The sequence below is a fragment of the Streptococcus mitis genome, assembly GCF_008763935.1.
Classification (GTDB): Bacteria; Bacillota; Bacilli; order Lactobacillales; family Streptococcaceae; genus Streptococcus; species Streptococcus mitis_DB.
In genome coordinates this window covers 138,126-155,389 of the sequence record NZ_VTQF01000003.1, presented here as the reverse complement: position 1 = coordinate 155,389, position 17,264 = coordinate 138,126, and the positions used below count along the sequence as shown (strand labels likewise).

19 protein-coding genes and 3 pseudogenes are annotated in these 17,264 nt (G+C 40.3%); 3 read left to right on the top strand and 19 right to left on the bottom strand.

What is annotated here, in order from left to right:
- Window positions 1-18: 18 nt before the first annotated feature.
- Window positions 19-1,968, bottom strand: a complete 1,950-nt coding sequence (gene mutL / locus F9B91_RS05760) for a DNA mismatch repair endonuclease MutL (protein WP_150922719.1) — start codon at window positions 1,966-1,968, stop codon at window positions 19-21.
- Window positions 1,969-2,173: 205 nt separating this feature from the next.
- Between mutL and F9B91_RS05750 the strand changes: the two genes are divergently transcribed.
- On the top strand, window positions 2,174-2,614 hold the full coding sequence (locus F9B91_RS05750) for a LytTR family DNA-binding domain-containing protein (protein ID WP_150922718.1): 441 nt from the start codon (window positions 2,174-2,176) through the stop codon (window positions 2,612-2,614).
- Window positions 2,611-3,069 (top strand): DUF3021 domain-containing protein, encoded by a 459-nt coding sequence (locus F9B91_RS05745; protein WP_150922717.1) that lies wholly within the window; start codon window positions 2,611-2,613, stop codon window positions 3,067-3,069. Before F9B91_RS05750 ends, F9B91_RS05745 begins: the two co-directional genes overlap by 4 nt.
- 47 nt (window positions 3,070-3,116) lie before the next feature.
- Here the strand turns inward: F9B91_RS05745 and nrdI are convergent, their stop codons facing one another.
- From nrdI to F9B91_RS05730, 3 genes and pseudogenes are all read right to left on the bottom strand, one after another.
- Entirely contained in the window at window positions 3,117-3,581 is a 465-nt protein-coding gene (nrdI, locus tag F9B91_RS05740; protein ID WP_004255033.1) for a class Ib ribonucleoside-diphosphate reductase assembly flavoprotein NrdI, read from the bottom strand.
- A gap of 77 nt (window positions 3,582-3,658) precedes the next feature.
- The gene (locus tag F9B91_RS05735) at window positions 3,659-4,192 is read right to left on the bottom strand and encodes a hypothetical protein (protein ID WP_033685596.1); all 534 of its coding nucleotides are present in this window, start codon (window positions 4,190-4,192) and stop codon (window positions 3,659-3,661) included.
- Between the two features lie 60 nt (window positions 4,193-4,252).
- Window positions 4,253-4,450 (bottom strand): annotated as a pseudogene (locus tag F9B91_RS05730) (helix-turn-helix domain-containing protein); the annotation flags it as partial.
- A gap of 157 nt (window positions 4,451-4,607) precedes the next feature.
- Between F9B91_RS05730 and F9B91_RS05725 the strand changes: the two are divergent.
- Window positions 4,608-5,177, top strand: coding sequence for an MptD family putative ECF transporter S component (locus F9B91_RS05725; protein WP_150922716.1), 570 nt, complete (start codon window positions 4,608-4,610; stop codon window positions 5,175-5,177).
- A 29-nt stretch (window positions 5,178-5,206) separates the two neighbouring features.
- Here F9B91_RS05725 and F9B91_RS05720 read toward each other — a convergent pair.
- The 15 genes and pseudogenes from F9B91_RS05720 to F9B91_RS05655 all read right to left on the bottom strand — a co-directional run.
- Window positions 5,207-5,316, bottom strand: a pseudogene (locus tag F9B91_RS05720) (ABC transporter permease); the annotation flags it as partial.
- Between the two features lie 156 nt (window positions 5,317-5,472).
- A pseudogene (locus F9B91_RS11455) lies at window positions 5,473-5,596 on the bottom strand (ABC transporter permease); the annotation flags it as partial.
- A 16-nt stretch (window positions 5,597-5,612) separates the two neighbouring features.
- On the bottom strand, window positions 5,613-6,857 hold the full coding sequence (locus F9B91_RS05715) for an MFS transporter (protein ID WP_150922829.1): 1,245 nt from the start codon (window positions 6,855-6,857) through the stop codon (window positions 5,613-5,615).
- 184 nt (window positions 6,858-7,041) lie between these two features.
- On the bottom strand, window positions 7,042-7,911 hold the full coding sequence (locus tag F9B91_RS05710; protein WP_150922715.1) for a helix-turn-helix domain-containing protein: 870 nt from the start codon (window positions 7,909-7,911) through the stop codon (window positions 7,042-7,044).
- A 129-nt stretch (window positions 7,912-8,040) separates the two neighbouring features.
- Window positions 8,041-8,733 (bottom strand): methionine ABC transporter permease, encoded by a 693-nt coding sequence (locus F9B91_RS05705; RefSeq protein ID WP_000444649.1) that lies wholly within the window; start codon window positions 8,731-8,733, stop codon window positions 8,041-8,043.
- 1 nt (window position 8,734) lies between these two features.
- Window positions 8,735-9,796, bottom strand: a complete 1,062-nt coding sequence (locus F9B91_RS05700) for a methionine ABC transporter ATP-binding protein (protein WP_000085666.1) — start codon at window positions 9,794-9,796, stop codon at window positions 8,735-8,737.
- Entirely contained in the window at window positions 9,789-11,162 is a 1,374-nt protein-coding gene (locus F9B91_RS05695; protein ID WP_150922714.1) for a M20 family metallopeptidase, read from the bottom strand. The genes F9B91_RS05700 and F9B91_RS05695 overlap by 8 nt, the downstream gene beginning before the upstream one ends.
- Before the next feature lie 96 nt (window positions 11,163-11,258).
- The gene (locus F9B91_RS05690) at window positions 11,259-12,113 is read right to left on the bottom strand and encodes a MetQ/NlpA family ABC transporter substrate-binding protein (RefSeq protein ID WP_150922713.1); all 855 of its coding nucleotides are present in this window, start codon (window positions 12,111-12,113) and stop codon (window positions 11,259-11,261) included.
- A 153-nt stretch (window positions 12,114-12,266) separates the two neighbouring features.
- Window positions 12,267-13,097 carry an amino acid ABC transporter substrate-binding protein gene (locus F9B91_RS05685; protein ID WP_150922712.1) on the bottom strand — a complete coding sequence of 277 codons (831 nt, stop codon included), beginning with the start codon at window positions 13,095-13,097 and terminating at the stop codon, window positions 12,267-12,269.
- Between the two features lie 103 nt (window positions 13,098-13,200).
- The gene (locus F9B91_RS05680) at window positions 13,201-13,524 is read right to left on the bottom strand and encodes an AzlD domain-containing protein (protein ID WP_000253936.1); all 324 of its coding nucleotides are present in this window, start codon (window positions 13,522-13,524) and stop codon (window positions 13,201-13,203) included.
- Window positions 13,514-14,209 carry an AzlC family ABC transporter permease gene (locus tag F9B91_RS05675; RefSeq protein WP_080702812.1) on the bottom strand — a complete coding sequence of 232 codons (696 nt, stop codon included), beginning with the start codon at window positions 14,207-14,209 and terminating at the stop codon, window positions 13,514-13,516. The genes F9B91_RS05680 and F9B91_RS05675 overlap by 11 nt, the downstream gene beginning before the upstream one ends.
- A gap of 125 nt (window positions 14,210-14,334) precedes the next feature.
- Entirely contained in the window at window positions 14,335-14,847 is a 513-nt protein-coding gene (locus F9B91_RS05670; RefSeq protein WP_000036821.1) for an HdeD family acid-resistance protein, read from the bottom strand.
- Window positions 14,848-14,896: 49 nt separating this feature from the next.
- Window positions 14,897-15,118 carry a TetR/AcrR family transcriptional regulator gene (locus F9B91_RS05665; RefSeq protein WP_004250194.1) on the bottom strand — a complete coding sequence of 74 codons (222 nt, stop codon included), beginning with the start codon at window positions 15,116-15,118 and terminating at the stop codon, window positions 14,897-14,899.
- A gap of 143 nt (window positions 15,119-15,261) precedes the next feature.
- Window positions 15,262-16,488, bottom strand: coding sequence for an MFS transporter (locus F9B91_RS05660; protein WP_000862437.1), 1,227 nt, complete (start codon window positions 16,486-16,488; stop codon window positions 15,262-15,264).
- A gap of 71 nt (window positions 16,489-16,559) precedes the next feature.
- Window positions 16,560-17,225 carry a CPBP family intramembrane glutamic endopeptidase gene (locus F9B91_RS05655; protein ID WP_150922711.1) on the bottom strand — a complete coding sequence of 222 codons (666 nt, stop codon included), beginning with the start codon at window positions 17,223-17,225 and terminating at the stop codon, window positions 16,560-16,562.
- Window positions 17,226-17,264 lie beyond the last annotated feature (39 nt).

Here is a 17,264-nt window from a genome sequence, read left to right as displayed (position 1 = left end):
TTTTCAAAGAGTATTCGTTTAATATTTCCCCAACTCACGAAGACTAGTGTGATTTTCCTGAATACGTCGGAACATCTTTTCCATATCTGACTTGGTAAAATGCACCAAAACAGGACGTCCGTGGGGACAGTTATAGGGATTGTCACATTGAGAAAGTTGATAAAGCAACTGTCTGGCCGAATGGTCGTCAATACGATGGTTGGCCTTGATAGACCGCTTGCAGGACATCATGATAGCCAGCTCTGCTCGATATTTCTTGATAGAAACTTCCTTGGTCAAAAGGAGCATGTCGCACATCTCATAGATACCTGATTCAATCTCTTCTTCTGCCATCCAAATAGGATGTTCACGTAAGATGAATTGATTTTCTCCGTACTCTGCTAGAAAGACGCCCACTTCCTCCAAATGTGCCATTCTTTCCTTGAGACGAAGAGCATCATCCGCTGGAAATTCAAATATATAGGGCACTAGGAGTTGCTGCTGGCTCTGGTCAACATTGCCAATGCTTTCACGGTACTCCTCGTACTTAACCCGTTCCTGCGCCGCATGCTGGTCTATGATGTAGAGCCCATCTCGCCCTTGGGCAAAGAGATAAGTCCCGTGCATTTGCGCGAAAAATTCCAACTCTGGGAAGCTGGATGATTCTTCTCGCTCCAGCTTGTCATAAGCCTTATCAAGACTCGCAATGTCTAACTCTGGGTGATCTAGTTGGTCATAGTTAGCTGGCTTTCTCTCTGCAAAATGCAGTTTTGCTGGCTTAGTCAGCTGGTCCAAGGTTTCCTTGGCAAACAGGGTTAAATCCTTTCCTTCCTCAGTCAATTCTACCTGATAATCAGCTACTTCAGCTTGACTAGGTCTTGACGACTCAGTTTTCTCATAGTAAAGAGTATTTTCTTTGAGCGGGAGAATAGTTTGCTCCACCTTCTCACGATTACGAACGGTAGATTTGGCAAGATTTTCCAAGGCATCAGGTATCAAGGTCTGTTCCTTGAGACTGTTGGAAATAGCTTCTGAAACCAGTGTCATCAGTTCTTTTTCCTTAGAAATCCGCACTTCTTGCTTGGTTGGGTGCACATTGACATCCGCTAGATAAGGGTCGATATGAATGTGAATGACAGCCAGTGGAAAACGGCCTACCATAAGCTTACTGCCATAGCCGTCTAGAATTGCACGATTGAGCAGGAAGTTCTTGATATAACGGCCATTGATGAAGAGGCTGATATAATTGCGATTGGCTCTAGTTAACTCAGGCAAGGATACAAAGCCAGAAATTTCGAAATCAAGGTCAGAATTCTCAATTTCAATCATCTTCTTGGCACTCGCCAAACCATAAATCCCTGCAATAGCTTGCCGCAGTTGCCCAGTCCCTGCTGTCCGCGTCATTTCCTTGCCATCACTGATTAAACTAAACGAAATTTCAGGATGGGCCAGGCCCAGACGGTTGACAATATCAATAATATGAGACAACTCCGCTTGCTGACTCTTCATATACTTGAGGCGGGCAGGCGTGTTGAAAAAGAGGTCCTCCACACAAACCTTGGTCCCCACAGGACTAGTCGCTGGGATGACTTCTTCTACTTCTCCCCCACGCGCGACTAACTTGGTTCCATGACTAGCACCATCCACCGTAGTCAAAAGAGTTAAGACACTAACAGACGCTATAGAAGGCAAGGCTTCACCACGAAAACCAAGCGTCCGAATCCGAAAGAGGTCGGCTTGATTTTTTATCTTACTAGTCGCATGGCGGCGCAGGGCCAATTCCACCTCATCGTGGGCAATTCCATGACCATTATCTGTTATTTGAATCTTCTTGAGACCAGCTTCCTCAATCTCAATGATAATCTGGCTAGAGCCAGCATCAATGGCATTTTCTACCAACTCTTTAACAACACTGGCAGGACGTTCGATAACCTCTCCTGCCGCTATCTGGTTTGCCAACACCTCTGGCAATTCAATAATATGAGACATCTTTCAGCCCCTTTCTGTATCTATTTTCCTAGAAATTGATTAGTGCTATTATACCATATTTCAGATAGGACAGAAAAGCTCCACCACATAGGAGCCAAATCCCTCCACATAGACAAAGTCCCTTGCCATAGGCTATAAAATAGTGTTTAATAAAGGTGTACAAGAAGTGATCACAATTTTGTATGAAAAACAAGGAGAGAAATTTATGAAAGTAGAACTACAGATTAGTGAGACTTACAAGGAGGAAAAACTGATTGTCCAAGCACCTCAGCCGACAGATAAAGTCCAGAAAGTCATCGAGTTCGCAGAAAATCTGGACCGAAAAGAAAAAATCAAAGGAAAAATTGATGATCAGGTCTATCTAGTTAAGATTGGCAAGATTCAACGCTTCTATATCGAGAATCGGAAGGTTCTAGCAGAAACGGCAAGTCAGACCTACACCATTGATTTGCGCCTCTATCAGGTTCTTGAACTCTTGCCAAGCAATTTTATCCAAATTTCCCAATCAGAAATCATCAATATCAACTCCATCTCTCATCTCAAGCTTACGCCCAACGGTCTGGTAGAAATCTTTCTAAAAAACGAAAGCTTCACCTACTCTTCCCGCCGTTACCTAAAAACCATCAAGGAGAAATTAGAACTATGAAAAAACAAGTATTTCACGATGCAGCTGCCGGTGTTCTTATCGGCCTCATCCTCTCTATCATCTTTTCACTCATTTATGCACCAAATACCTACGCACCACTAAGTTCCGACTCTCTCATCGGCCAAGTAATGACCCAACATCAGGTTCACGGTGCCCTGGTCTTGCTCTACTGCACACTAATCTGGGCAGCCATTGGTATTCTCTTCAACTTTGGCAAGCGATTATTCAGCCGTGATTGGAGCATGCTCCGTGCCACTCTGACCCATTTCTTCCTTATGCTGGCTGGCTTTGTCCCACTAGCGACCCTAGCAGGTTGGTTCCCCTTCCACTGGATCTTCTATCTCCAGCTCATTATCGAGTTTGCGATTGTCTACCTCATCATTTGGGCTATTCTTTATAAAAGAGAAGCTAAAAAAGTGGACCATATCAATCAACTCTTGAAGCATAGAAAGTGAGAGTGCTGATAAAACTGCCTAAGATAATAAAAAAGCTAAGCCTAAGCTTAACTTTCCAACTCATACAAATCTGCGATAATAGCTGCGACACGTTTGATATCTCCAAGCATGCCTCGCATTTCAAAATCAGCCAATACAGGGAAACCAAAACGTTGACTGTATTGCTTGGCTGTCAGGCAGTATTGGTTATTAAAGTTACGATTTCCTGAACCAACCACACCAAAACACTTACTAGCATTGTCACCATAGGCGATAAAATCCCCCACTGGTGTCGTCAATATCTCGACATCTCCGTTATCCACGCCATTCCCACCTTCAAGGTAGGTCGGTAAAAAAGCGACATAGGGATGGTCCATTTCATAGAAATCTTGGCCTTCTTTGACCAAATCCTTGATATGAATCTTTTGAACCTCAATCCCCTCGTACTGGGACAAGAGATAGTCTTTCAAGCGTGTCACAAAACTTTCAGTATTGCCACTCAGACTAATATAAACTAAAGAAATTGTCTTCATATGTACCTCCATGATTTTATGTATAATCGAAAAATAACTACCAAGATTGTAACTTGATAGTTATTTTTTGTCAATACTTAGGCAAGATCTTCTGTTTCCTCTTCTTCTGCCAAGGCTTTCTGTTGACGCCAAATCTTATAGAAAACAAGGGCTAGGAAAAGAACATTGATAACGATATAGAAAATGCTAACAGCTTTTGAACCAATACTCATTGTCAAACGCATGGTCTCATCTTGAAGCAACTGCACAGCGTCTTGCAAAGTCACATAGGTATAAATTGAACCAATAATAGCTAACAAAACATAGCCAACATAAGTATAGTTTGCATATTGCAAATTCTTACGAACAAGGAACACAATAGCTACTACCACTAAAATAGCAGACAGCACAATCAAGGCAACATTAAAAATAGAATGAGATGCTTCTGCTACTCTATAGCTATAATTAATGCTATCTTCTACCTGCTGAGCACTGACCCCTGCAACTTGTTTTTGAGCAGCACGAAGGACTTCTTTGCTAGGTAAGGGCTTCAAAAGTTCAAACAGAGACGTAGCTGAAATAAGGGCAGACAAGATTAGCAAGACCCATAGATAAATTGGTTTCTTTTTCATGATAGAACCTCCTGATGTTATTATTGATATTATAGCACTTTTTGTAAAGGGATACAAATATTATAGTGTAGTTTCTACCTGTTTTCGGTAGGCTTTTGGCGATTTTCCGCACAATTTTCGGAACACTTTATAGAAATATCCAACATTACTGTAACCAACAGCATAACAAATATCTTCGATGCTGTCACTAGTTGAAAGCAAGAGTTGCTGGGCAGCCTTAATACGTTGTTTGTTTAGTAACTCTGCGAAGGTCGAATTTATTTAAGCCTTACAGTAAAACAATCTAATCATCTACTATTAACAACTCTATAAAAAATTTAGTTTGACAAGCAAACAATAACACTTTCTCCTCATTTACAATCCCACCAAACCATGGTAAAATGAGAATTGTGAAAAAATTATCAGGAGACAATTCATGAAGAAATCTATCTTAACTACACTGCTTTTTGCAGTTCTTTACTTCCTCTGCATGGGGATTGGTGTCCTTTTGGGCAATCTCTTTGACCAAACTGGAAACATGTTTTATGCGCCTGCCTTTACTGCCCTTGTCGGCGGTAGCGTCTATATGATCCTAGTCGCAAAAGTTCCGCGCTTTGGAGCCATTACCACTATCGGCCTTGTCATTGCTCTCTTTTTCTTGGGAACTAAACACGGTGCCGGTGCCTTCCTTCCTGGAATTATCTGTGGTCTCCTAGCAGATGCAGTAGCTAGCCTCGGAAAATACAAGGACCAAACAAAGAACTTTCTTTCTTTTATTATTTTTGCCTTCAGCTCAACTGGCCCAATCTTACTTATGTGGATTGCGCCTAAAGCCTATATGGCAACCCTTCTAGCAAGAGGAAAATCCCAAGAATATATCGACCGTATCATGGTCGCGCTAAATCCTGGAACCATCCTTTTATTTATCGCAAGTGTAGTCATCGGAGCCCTAGTGGGTGCCTTGATTGGACAAGCCTTGAGTAAAAAATTTGCGCAGAAAATCTAGTCAATAAAAAAGAGCCAGACGGCTCTTTTTTATTTATGACTCAAGACTTAGTCAAGAAATCTCCCAAGAATTGGATTGCAAAGATAATCAAAATGATAATGATAGTCGCCAATATGGTCACATCGTGATTGTAAGGGTTAATACTCAATGAAAATCAAAGAGCAAACTAGGAAGCTAGCCGCAGGTTGCTCAAAACACTGTTTTGAGATTGGAGATAAGACTGACGAAGTCAGTTACATATACCTACGGCAAGGCAAAGCTGACGTAGTTTGAAGAGATTTTCGAAGAGTATAGCTCCATAAGCGATGGCTACGTTACCAATACCACCAGCTTCAACTGCCCCCGCCATGGCTGTTTCCCCAACAAGGGAAAAAGATCACAGTCGTCACACGAATCAAATCTGGAAGGCCTTCTAGTAAGTCTGGGCTTCCTCGGTTAAAATTTTTTACCTGAAAAACTTCTTTTTTCTAGGGATAAAATCAACCCTATCACACTCACTACTAAAAACACCCACCAACAAAGCCTGATATCTTGTAAAGCTAAGAATGAAAATACAGACATTCCCAAGGGTAATGTTAGGGAAAAAATCATACTCAAGAGATTATTACTCCTAGCTAATACATCCGCACTCAAATTAGACAGTAACAGAGTATCTAATTTAGGCATTGATTTCGACATCAAATACATGACAAAGGCTAAGCAGGCAACACCTACTAGAGGAGAAAAATCTAAAATATTAGCAGTAGCCAGCAAGACAAACAGAATTGCATTGAGCGATAGCAAACTTGAAAAAGACCATTTCCCAAAATAATCATAGGGGGTTAAGCTACCAAAAATAGCTCCTCCCAAGCTAACACATTCAATTAAAAATAGGGCTTGAGCATAGCTGAGATGATAGATAGTATGGTCTAATAAGTAAAAGTGATAAATACCTCCAACAGCTCCTCCCAAAGTATTCATGACTAAAATGACAAGAATCATTTTAAACAAAGATTTACTTTCTCTCTGCCTAAAGATATCATCCATGTCCGCATAGATTGCCTTAACTTGTTGGAGTAAACTAATCGACTTATCCTCTACACTTACAGACAAATGCGTCAATTTTCTTCTATTTTTGAACAAAATAAGAGAAGATAGTAAAAAGAAGCCAGCATTCACAATCGCAACAAAAGAAAAATTTTGATTGCTGGTTGTGAGTAACCACACTCCTAAGGCTTGACCTCCTAGATTTGATAAATAGGAAACAAACTGAGTAAATGAATAAGCTTCATAGAGCTTATCTTCCGAAATATTATGCTGGATAATCGGCATACGAAGGCCTGCTGTATAATCCGATAAAATATCTGAACAGATATTAACCATACAGATAAAAGCAAACGTCACGAAGTTCTGGTCATGAATCACACTAGCAATCAAAAGAAATAGTAGACTTTGCACACAACCAACCCAAATAATTGTCCCTGCTTTATTTCGAGTATGATCAGCCTTAATCCCAACATAAAAAGTAAATAGGAAAGGTAAAATCGTAATCATATTCGCCATAAATACAGCTATATTTTTAAAGGGTAGACTCGCAGCATAAACGATAAATACCAGATTATAAATATAAGCTCCACTTGAGCTTAAAAACCTCGATAAGGTAAGTATCCTAAATAAATGATGTTTTAAAAATAGTTTCATAACAGACATTTCTCACATTTCAAAGAGTATTCTATTGAATCCAGTCTAACAAAAAAAGCGGGACTCCCCACTTTTTTGTAATATATTTTTTCTGAAAATAGAAACTCTAGCGCCTAGAAACTGCTATTTATCACTCCATCTACAAACCCATTTATTTTTCATCGGTCAATGTAATTGGAATATATTACAAATCTTTATTTGAGAGCTGATTTGCAAAATAGTTTTCATAGTATCTTGCACCATCTACATACTCTAAATCTTGTAAGATTGTAATGCCTCTTTGGATTTTTTCAAGACCCTTATTTTCTACTTTAAAAATAGTATCATAGTACCCTTTAGCAATCATATAAATGATTTTAAGATAAGCTTGAGATTCTGGCAATTCTCGTTTTTCAATCTGAAAAACAAAATAGTCTGCTTTTAATTTATCCTTTTCCTCTATTGCTTTAAAAAGTCCATTAATTAAAATGGTGTCAATACCAACTTTGTTACTAGGTAAAGAGCCTAATAAATCCGTCTTTTGTAACATCTCCCTAGAATATTTAAAATAGAGGGGTAGAGGAAACAAAGTAGAAATCGTTGAAAATAGTTCCAATTCATAATTTCCCCAGATATCAATAGTAAAAAAATAGTCATAGAGAAAAGTCAGTTCTTCATCCGTTGCCCTTATTTCTGAAGCAAAAAACACAAGAAGGCTTTTGATACGAATCATTTGTAAAAGATAGCTTGTTTCACCACTTGATCTATACTTTTGAGTCGTCTCTTCATACAAGGAATGGAGAGAATCAATCCCTTCTCTATCATATAGTTCCCAGAGATTTTCTTGAAAAGCCAAAGCCTTTTTCTGAGAAAAACCACGTACCAAGTACATAAATTCATTCAAATCAGAGTGGATGTTATCTAAGGCAGTAATCAATTTCATAGATGATAAGTCTGCTTCTCCACGCTCAAATTTGCTCAGCATGGAATAAGTAAACTCTCCTCCCGTCGCCTCCTGTAGAGATACATTCCGACTCTTTCTCAATTCTTTAAAAACTTCTCCCAGATTTTGCATATTGACTCCCCACAATTCTTAACTCTCTAACTCATAAAAGTAACGGTTGATAGCAACCAATACAGAAAATTTCAAGTATTGACTATAACGACAACTCCTATGAATGATGTACAGATTGCCTAGATCTTTTTATTTATGGCTCAATTTCTTGGTCAAGAAGTCTCCCAAGAATTGGATTGTAAAGATAATCAAAATGATAATGATGGTTGCCAAAATGGTCACATCGTGATTGTAGCGGTTAAATCCATAAGCGATGGCTACGTTACCGATACCACCAGCTCCAACCGCTCCGGCCATAGCTGTTTCACCAACAAGGGAAATCAAGGTCACTGTCGTCACACGGATTAAATCTGGAAGTCCTTCTGATAGGTAAACCCCCACGATGTCCCAGAATGTCGCTCCGCTAGCTTGAGCTGCCTCAATGACACCGCCATCCAGCTCAGCCAATACCACCTGCACCTGACGGGCAAAGAAGGCAAAGACTGCAAAAGATAGCGGTACGATAGCCGCATTTGGACCAATGCTTGTTCCTACGATTAGATGAGAGAAGGGTGACAAGACTGCCAAGAGAATGATAAATGGAACCGCACGGAAAATTGAGGTAATCTTGTCTAAAATCCAGAAGACGACCTTATTTTCCAAAACACCACCTGGCGCTGTCAAGACAAGGAAAAGACCTGCCACTAGCCCCAAGAAACCTCCGATGATGAAAGAAAGAACTGTCATATAAAGAGTTAGATAGATGGCTGTTCCCCAGCCTGCCTGACCAGCCCAGCCCATTTTATAGACATTTGGCAAATAGGTTTGAATCAATGATTCCATCTTACTGTCCTCCCTTCAATACTTTTAGTTGTACGCCTGCTTGACGAATGGCTTCTTGGGCGCCTGCCAACGCTGCTTTTTCACCTGACAAAACCACCACCAATTCTCCAACAGGAGTTCCATCGAGAATTTCGATATTTCCATAAAGGATATTAGCCGTTACTTGATAATGCTTGTACAATTCATTCAAAAGTGGCTCGTCTGTTGAAGCACCTGCATACTTGAGTTGCACCAAAAGGCTGTTTTCAGACAAGTGTTCTACGATTTCTTGCTTCTCGATTTTGACCATGGCTTCGTCAATACCTGTAGCTGTTGAGATAAAGTCTTGGGTCAAAGGTTGTTTAGGGTCTGAGAAGATTTCAAGAACACTACCCTCTTCAATCAAATGCCCATCCTGCATAACTGCCACACGGTTGGCAATGTCTTTGACAATCTGCATTTCATGCGTAATTAAGACAACAGTCAAGCCTAATTTTTGGTTCAAATCTTGCAACAAGGCCAAAATCTGCTTGGTTGTCTTAGGGTCAAGGGCAGAAGTTGACTCATCTGAAATCAAGATTTTTGGATCATTTGCCAAGGCACGCGCAATGGCCACACGCTGTTTTTGCCCTCCAGATAATTGTGAAGGGTAGTTTTCAGCACGGTCTGCCAAGCCAACCAAGTCCAACAACTTGGCTACTTTAGCCTTCTTCTCTTCCTTGCTGAGTCCAGAATGTTTAAGAGCGAAGGCTACATTCTCCTCTGCCGTCTTCTGACTCATCAGGTTAAAATGCTGGAAAATCATCCCGATATCTTGACGTTTACGACGCAACTGCTCTGCCGTCAAAGTCACCTTACCATCAAAAATCACATCGTCGTCAATGGTGATTTTCCCTGCAGATGGTTTTTGCAAGAGGTTAATTACCCGTACAAGGGTTGATTTCCCTGCTCCAGAATATCCAACGATTCCGTAGATATCCCCTTCTTGGATGTGAATGGTCACATCCTTGACCGCTGTGATGGTTCTCTTCTTTTGGTGAAAAGTCACATCGATCTGATCTAACTTGATAATATCTCTACTCATAGCTTCTAATCAGCTCCTCTACTAATTCAATATGGGTGTAATAATCGGCGATTCGCACATTTTCATCTCCACCGTGGTCTCGGCTGTTGGCATTTCCTAGACCGAAGGCCACCATGGGCACCTCTAGGGCATCAAAGACCGTATGCATAGGCCCTGTCCCCGCAGTTGTCGGCAAGACTGAGACACCCTGTGGATAGAATTTCTTGGCCAACTCGATCACATTAAGAATGGCTGTCGCGCTCATATCGCTTCGATAGCTCATCTCTCCCAAGGTATAGTATAATTCTACCTTATCAAAGCCATTTTTGTCTAGCTGTTTCCGAATTTTTTCCAGAACATCATGCGGTTCTAGGCCAGGAACCAAACGAACTTCTAGCTTGGCACTGGCTTCTGCTGGCAAAATCGTTTTGACTCCTTGACCTTGGTAGCCTGACTGAATCCCTTCGATATTAAGGGCTGGCTCGAAAAAGAAACGTTTCAGAAAGGCTGCGCGGTCCTCTTGTAAGAGAGGCAATTCCAAACCATAAATCTGGCTGATTTCCCCTGGATTACGTTGAGCGTAAGTATCTACCAAAGCCAATTCCCTTTCGTTTGGCTCTTGTACTTCTTCGTACAAACCTTCAACCAAGATACGGCCATCTGCAGCGCGAAGAGACTGTAAGGCTTGAAGGAGGTACCAAGGAGCTGATTCCACAACTCCACCATAACTAGAGTGGATATCCACATCGGCACTTTTTACCTTGGCATCAAAGGTCACAATTCCCTTGTTTCCACCAGAAATTTCCAGCTGTTCCAAGGCATTTTTGGTCCCTTGTTCCCAGACCAACAAATCTGCTCCACGGAGTTTATCCGCATGTTTTTCCAGATACTTATCTAGGTCTGTCGAAGCCGATTCCTCCGCTCCCTCCATGATAAAACTGATATTGACAGGCAGGTCATCATGGTGTTGCATGTATTTTCTCAAAGCACTCAAACGAGCTGTGATATGACCCTTGTCGTCATCAACCCCACGCCCATACATGAAGCCATTGCGCACCGAAAGCGTAAAGGGCTCCTCTGTCCAGACCTGATCCCCATCCGCTGGCACAGTGTCATAGTGGTTATAGAAAATCAGGGTCTTGGCATCTGGACGCGAACTCTTGAAATGCGCCATGACAAAGGGCGCTGTATAAGTCTCATCAATCTCCACTTCAGCCCCAACACGCTTGAAAATCTCACCCAGATAGTTGGCAACTTCCTTAAGTCCAACCTGCTGGGCAAAGACCGATTTCTTAGAAATCAAGGTACGCAAAACCTCAAAATAATGCTGGGCTACATGATCTTTTTCAAATTTTTCAATCTGTTCTTGTTCACTAGGAAAAACCATATTCTCTCTACCTTTCTATGAACTACTCTTCCTGACAATCCATGCTCTATACAAAAGCAAGAGGTGGAATTCTCTCTCCCACCTCCCTATTTCTTATTACCAAACTGGTTGATCCAAACCGTCTGATGTTTCTTCGATAACTTTTTTCACTTCATCTGTGTGGTAAGCTGCGATCACTTTCTTGATAGCATCAGCTTTTGGTGATGTTTCCCAATCTTTTTTCGCAACGATGATGTTGTACCATTGTTTTGAATTTTCATCAGCTTGTTCTTTGAAAAGTGCTTTCTTGTAGTCCAATTTTGCTTCTGTAACGAAGGTATTGTTTACAACGGCAGCGTCAACTGATGACAATGAACGAGCTGTTTGGCTAGCGTCCAATTCAGTGATTTTCAAGTTCTTTGGATTTTCTTTGATGTTAGCAACAGTTGCAAGAGCAGTTCCTGAAACGTCCAATTTAATCAAGCCAGCTGATTGAAGCAAGTAAAGAGCGCGGCTTTCGTTTGTAGCATCGTTCGGTACAGCAATTTCTCCGTTTGCTGGGATGTCTTCTACTTTAGTGTACTTGTTGTCACTTCCATTCAAACCTGAGTAAAGGCGGATTGGAGAGATGTAAGTATCTGCAATCGCTACAAGGTCTTTCCCGTTTTCTTTGTTCCAGTTGTTCAAGAAGTTGTAGTGTTGGAAAGCGTTCAAGTCTACTTCACCATCAGCAGTTGCCTTGTTTGGTTGTGAGTAGTCTGTGAACTCTGTAAATTCCAAAGTGATACCGTCTTTTTTAACCAATTCTTGGATTTTGTCCCAACGTTTTTCTTCAGAACCGCTACGGTTAACCGTTGCGATTTTGATAGTTGTTGCATTGTCTGCTTTCTTTTCTGAGTTTCCGCAAGCGACAAGAGCCAAACCTGCGACTGTAGCAAGGGCTGCTACACCAAGCCATTTTTTGATTTTCATGATTCTTTCTCCTTAAAAATAATACCGTACTAGTATCTCACAATTTGTTTGATTTCACAAATTGTTATTAGATAGTCAGATATATAGTTTAAAGCTATATCCCTAAAAACTCAGAAATCACCCATCTTATTCAGAATGGATGATTTCAAGAAATTATTTAATATCAGCTTCTGCTGGTAGATAAGTGTCTCCGAAGAATTGTTTAGACAGTTTTTCAAGAGTTCCGTCTTTGTAGAGTTCTTGGATGCGTTTGTCTACAAATGATTTCAACTCATCTTGACCTTGAGCAAGAAGTGGGTAAACGTACGGTTGTTGGTCGCTTGGAAGTTCGATAACTTTCAAGTTGTCCAAACCTTGGTTCTTGATAACTGTTTCAACACCGATTTTATCAAAAATTTTATAGTCAAATTGTCCATCACTCAAACGTCCCATAATTTGTTGGAAATCTGCCTTAGTATAGTTCAGAATAGTTGGGTTATCTGCGTGTTGTTTGTTATATTCTTCCAACTGCTTAGCTGATGTAGTGGCTTGAACGACTTCCGTCGATTTTCCACCGATATCAGCGAGAGACTTGATACTAGAGTCGTCTTTCTTCACTACAAGGACATTAGGGTTTTGGGCAATTGGTGCGGCATAAAGGTATTTTTCCGCACGTTCTTTAGTGTAGCTTAGATTGTTGACAGCCATATTGTAACGGTCAGCGTCAAGACCAGCAAAGACACCCGACCATTCTGTCTTTTCAAACTTGACATCATACTTGTCAGAATCTTTAAAGATAGCGCGAACGACTTCAATCTCGTAACCAGTCAATTCGCCATTTTCTTCATAAATAAATGGTTTTGGCGAGCCATTGGTTGCAACGATGATTTCTTTCTTGCTAGCTACTTCTCCTTCTTTCTTAGCACCACCTGAGCAAGCCGCAAGCACACCTGCAGCAACAAGCCCTAGGGCAGCAAGAGATGAGTATTTAACGATTTTTTTCATGTCATTTCCTCCAAAATAGAATACCTTATAATCTTAACAGAAAAAGACCATTTGCGCCATTATATGATATCTATCTCTGTGATAGGTTTTCTTTATGGCTGATTTAAAAGACCAAACGCAAGACGGCAATCAAGACCACTCCAAAGAGAACTGTTCCGACTAGATTGCGATAACGAAAGGCTACCCAAGCTGTTGGAAAGACGGCTAAGAAATCCAGCCATTTGATTTGAGGAAGGCTCCCAACCTTACCTGTTACTACGCTTGAAAGAATCAAGGCAAAGATAATAGAAACGGGCAAGAACTTCAAAAAACGCTCAACGATTGCAGGCAAACCCTTATACTTGACCAAGATGAAGGGAATCATACGGGGAATCCAGGTCACCAAGCCAGAGAAAATAACTGCTAATAAAAGATACTTACTGACCATCTAAAACCACCCCCATTGTACAACCAAGTAGCGTCGCAAACAGAACAGCTAGCGACTGAGACACCACTGTCAAGAGCAAAAAGAAGGACACCGCAACAACTGCTAGGATAATCAGTAGATTGCGGACAGGAATCCGTCTTTGCATAATCTGGAATTGCGAAGCAAAAATTCCAATGAACATCCCAACCAAGGCAAAATCCAAGCCAAAGATTTCTGGATTTGGCAGCAGGCCACCCAGAGCCGTTCCGACTACTGTTCCCACAAACCAAGCCACATAGCTGTTAAGATTATTTCCGTGCATCCACATAGGATTGACCTTGTCTGTATGGGCCAATTCACCCATCAAAACGCCATAAGTCTCATCCGTCAAGAGACTAGACATACCAATATTTTGCCAGAGGCTGGTATGACGGAAATAAGTCGATGCGTGTAAACTCAACAAAAAGAGACGCAAATTGATCAAAAAAACCGTCATGGCAATAGCCGCCACAGGTGCTTGAACCGCAATCAGTGCCAGCATGGCAAACTGGGCACTCCCAGCATAAACAAAGAGGCTCATCAAGCCCATCTCAATAGGTGTCACATAGGGCGCACCGATAATTCCACAGGCCAGCCCGATACTGACATAACCAAGGGCCGTTGGCATGGCTGCCTGCGCCCCCTCCCAAAATCCTTTTTCTTTCATCTTTCTCCTCATATCGTCTTAATAAATGGGCTGAATCAGTTCCAGCCACAGCATGGACTATTATAACACATTCAGGAAAGAGAAAAAAGTCTGCTGATTGTAATCAGACAGACTCCATTTTATTCTTATTTAATCTTGAAGAATTGAACAATTGCCACAATACCTTGATAAATAAAGACAAAGGCAATGGTGTAACTAATATAGAGACCGGTCATCAATGGGTGTCCCATCATGATTAAACCTGCTACGATTCCTAAAATCCCCATCCAAACTAGAGGGGTACCTACCGATTTATCCGTCTTACGAACCTTGAAACCAACGATAGTTTTTGTAATACCATTTGTCAAGGCCCATAAAGAAATGATAAATGGTACAAATGTTACCATTTCAATAAAGCTACCTGAGAACAAGGTAAGAGCGAGGATGAGGGTAACAATTCCTCCAAATAAATTCCAGCCATGCTTTTCTTCTGATTTGAAGTATTGTACAATCTCAGAAATCCCTTGAACTGCAAATACAAGTGCAAACCAGAAAGTCATGGAAGCCAAGCTAATAAGAGGATGTGCAAACATATTAAAACCTACAAAAACTGCAAAAATACCCGCAATTAGTAACAACCATTTCCAAATTTTCGACATTATTTTTCTCCTTTTTTAGAGGAATCTTCCTCTAGTATTCCATAAATCATCATATCCAAAACCTGTGATAATTGATGTTCATATCCTGAAACCAAGTTAGATAGAGGTCTGATTTCCCTGAAAAATTATGATACAAAACTCCTTTGGCAATACCATCCACTTTACAAAGTTCATTGATGACAAAACCTTGATAGCCTTTTGTAGCAAATTCAAACAAAGCAGCGGTAATGATTTTCTCTCTTCGTAGTCTTGTTTTTTCTTCTTTTCTCATGTATTTACCTCTACATTTTTTAATTATAAACCGATTGGTCTAAAATGTCAAGCAACTTTCTCAAAAATTTAACAGTCTGCTGATTGTAGCCATCATAAACAGACTGGAATCCAGTCTCAAACATATAATATACACATTCTTCGCTAAATGTTTTCACGGATATTCAAGAGTATGATAAAGGCAGCTAGAAGAAATAGCAATAAAACAAAGCTAACTGCCAGAGTTCCAAAGCTAGTAGCAATGGTTACCAAAGCTATTGTAAATAAGCTAGGTAAAACAACTGTAATGGCGCCGATAGAGGATTGAACTGCTCCCATTGACTCCTCAGGTATTTGTTTAAAAATGAGTTCCTGTAATCGAGGAGAGAGGATACCTGCGAAAAAGGCATCCAAGGCACTAAAGATAAGAATCCAGTCAAAACGAACTGCCACAAAGCCAACTAAAAGGAGTAATTGGATAATAAGCGAGGCATATAGGGCTAGTTTTATGGAGATTGTATTCTTCAGATAGCCACTCACAAGGCTTCCGACAATAAGGGCTGACAATTCAAGGGTGGATAACAAGGCAAGAGATTGACCTGTTTGTAAATTCAAAAAGGGCTGATTCCTCAAAAACAGAGTAGAAACAGGAACTGTAACATTTATCACTGCTTGACTAATAGAGATAATAAACAAAACCAAGAGCACCTTATTCATATTCCATATCAATTTTGATGATTGGAGCAGATGCTGGCAAAAGGATTTTACAGAGAGTCCTTCTTGATAGCTAATCGTTTTTTCTACTTTCAAGAGGTCTGTTTTTATGAAAAGAATACCTAAAAATGCGATTAAAAAGGTCAGAGCATTCAGTAAGGAAATAGACTGGATAGATAGAATACCTAGTAAGACTCCTCCTAGAATATTACTGATTGTTTTCACTAAACTAACAGTTGACTGTTTAAATCCAATAGCTTCTGCCAGATGGTCTTGCCCAATAATTCTAATGAAAATCGGAGTGAGCATGGCGCCTGAAAAATAACTCAATGTGTCAGATAAGAGGTTAATCAGACAAATAAATGCTACTAATAACAAGGAAAAGGACTGCCCTGAAAGTGATAAAGAAACGATAGAGTAAAGCAAAAATTTTGCAAAACTAATCATTGTATATTTTAGGACACGATGATGTTGAAAATCCGCCAAAACTCCCAGAAAGATTTGCAGAACTTGAGGAAGGGTTTCTGAAATCGTGATCAGTAAAATCGCCAAAGGGGCAAAAGATGCATCTGCCACATAATTCAAAAAGGCCAGATAAAAAATCGTATCCCCAACCGTTGAAATCCACTGGTTGATGGTTAATTGCCTAAAATCTCTATTTTGAAGAAATACTTTCATCACAACTCCTTTTTGAATTCAAATGGGAATCTTTCCCCAAGGATAGACCACGATACTACTAACAACCAAAATTACAGTAACATCAAAAGCTGACCAATGCCATTGTAGACTATATGCAATCCAATAGGCCAATAAATAGACTTTGTCACTCTAAACAAGACTGCAAATATGAGACCACCACCCATATATACAAAAAAGTCTGTTAAGACCCAACCATGGCCACTAATGTGTAAGATTCCAAATAATATAGCTGAGCCAAGCACATCTAGTCCCCACTTCTTTCCTTTTTCCAGAGCTGTCATCACTAATCCACGATAAATCATCTCTTCAAAAATGGGACCTGCAATCACAGGATAGAAAAAATACATCAAAAATGCTGTAGCTCCTGTAAAAGTAGGAACATCCAGTTGATAAGAAATTGCATTTTTGGTAGGCGGAAAAAGAAAAAAGGTGACGAAATTCCAAACAACAAAAGCAAGAAGAGCTAGGAAGGAATAGAAAAGATAGGAACCTTTAAATTTTCTACTGTTAATTTTCTGCCATTTCCCTGACCAAACCATAACAATAAAAGCAAGCAGAACCACAAGAAAATTTAACAGCATATCCGACAAATAATAGGCAAAGTCGGATAAACCAGCAGCAAGATCGCTATGTAAAAGCAAACGAATGAAGAACTGGTCAGCAACAACTAGTAGAATAGCTATAATAAAGTAGTAGCGTGAGATTATCTTTTTCATCCTATTTTCTCCTATATTACGAAATAATTATAGTATAAC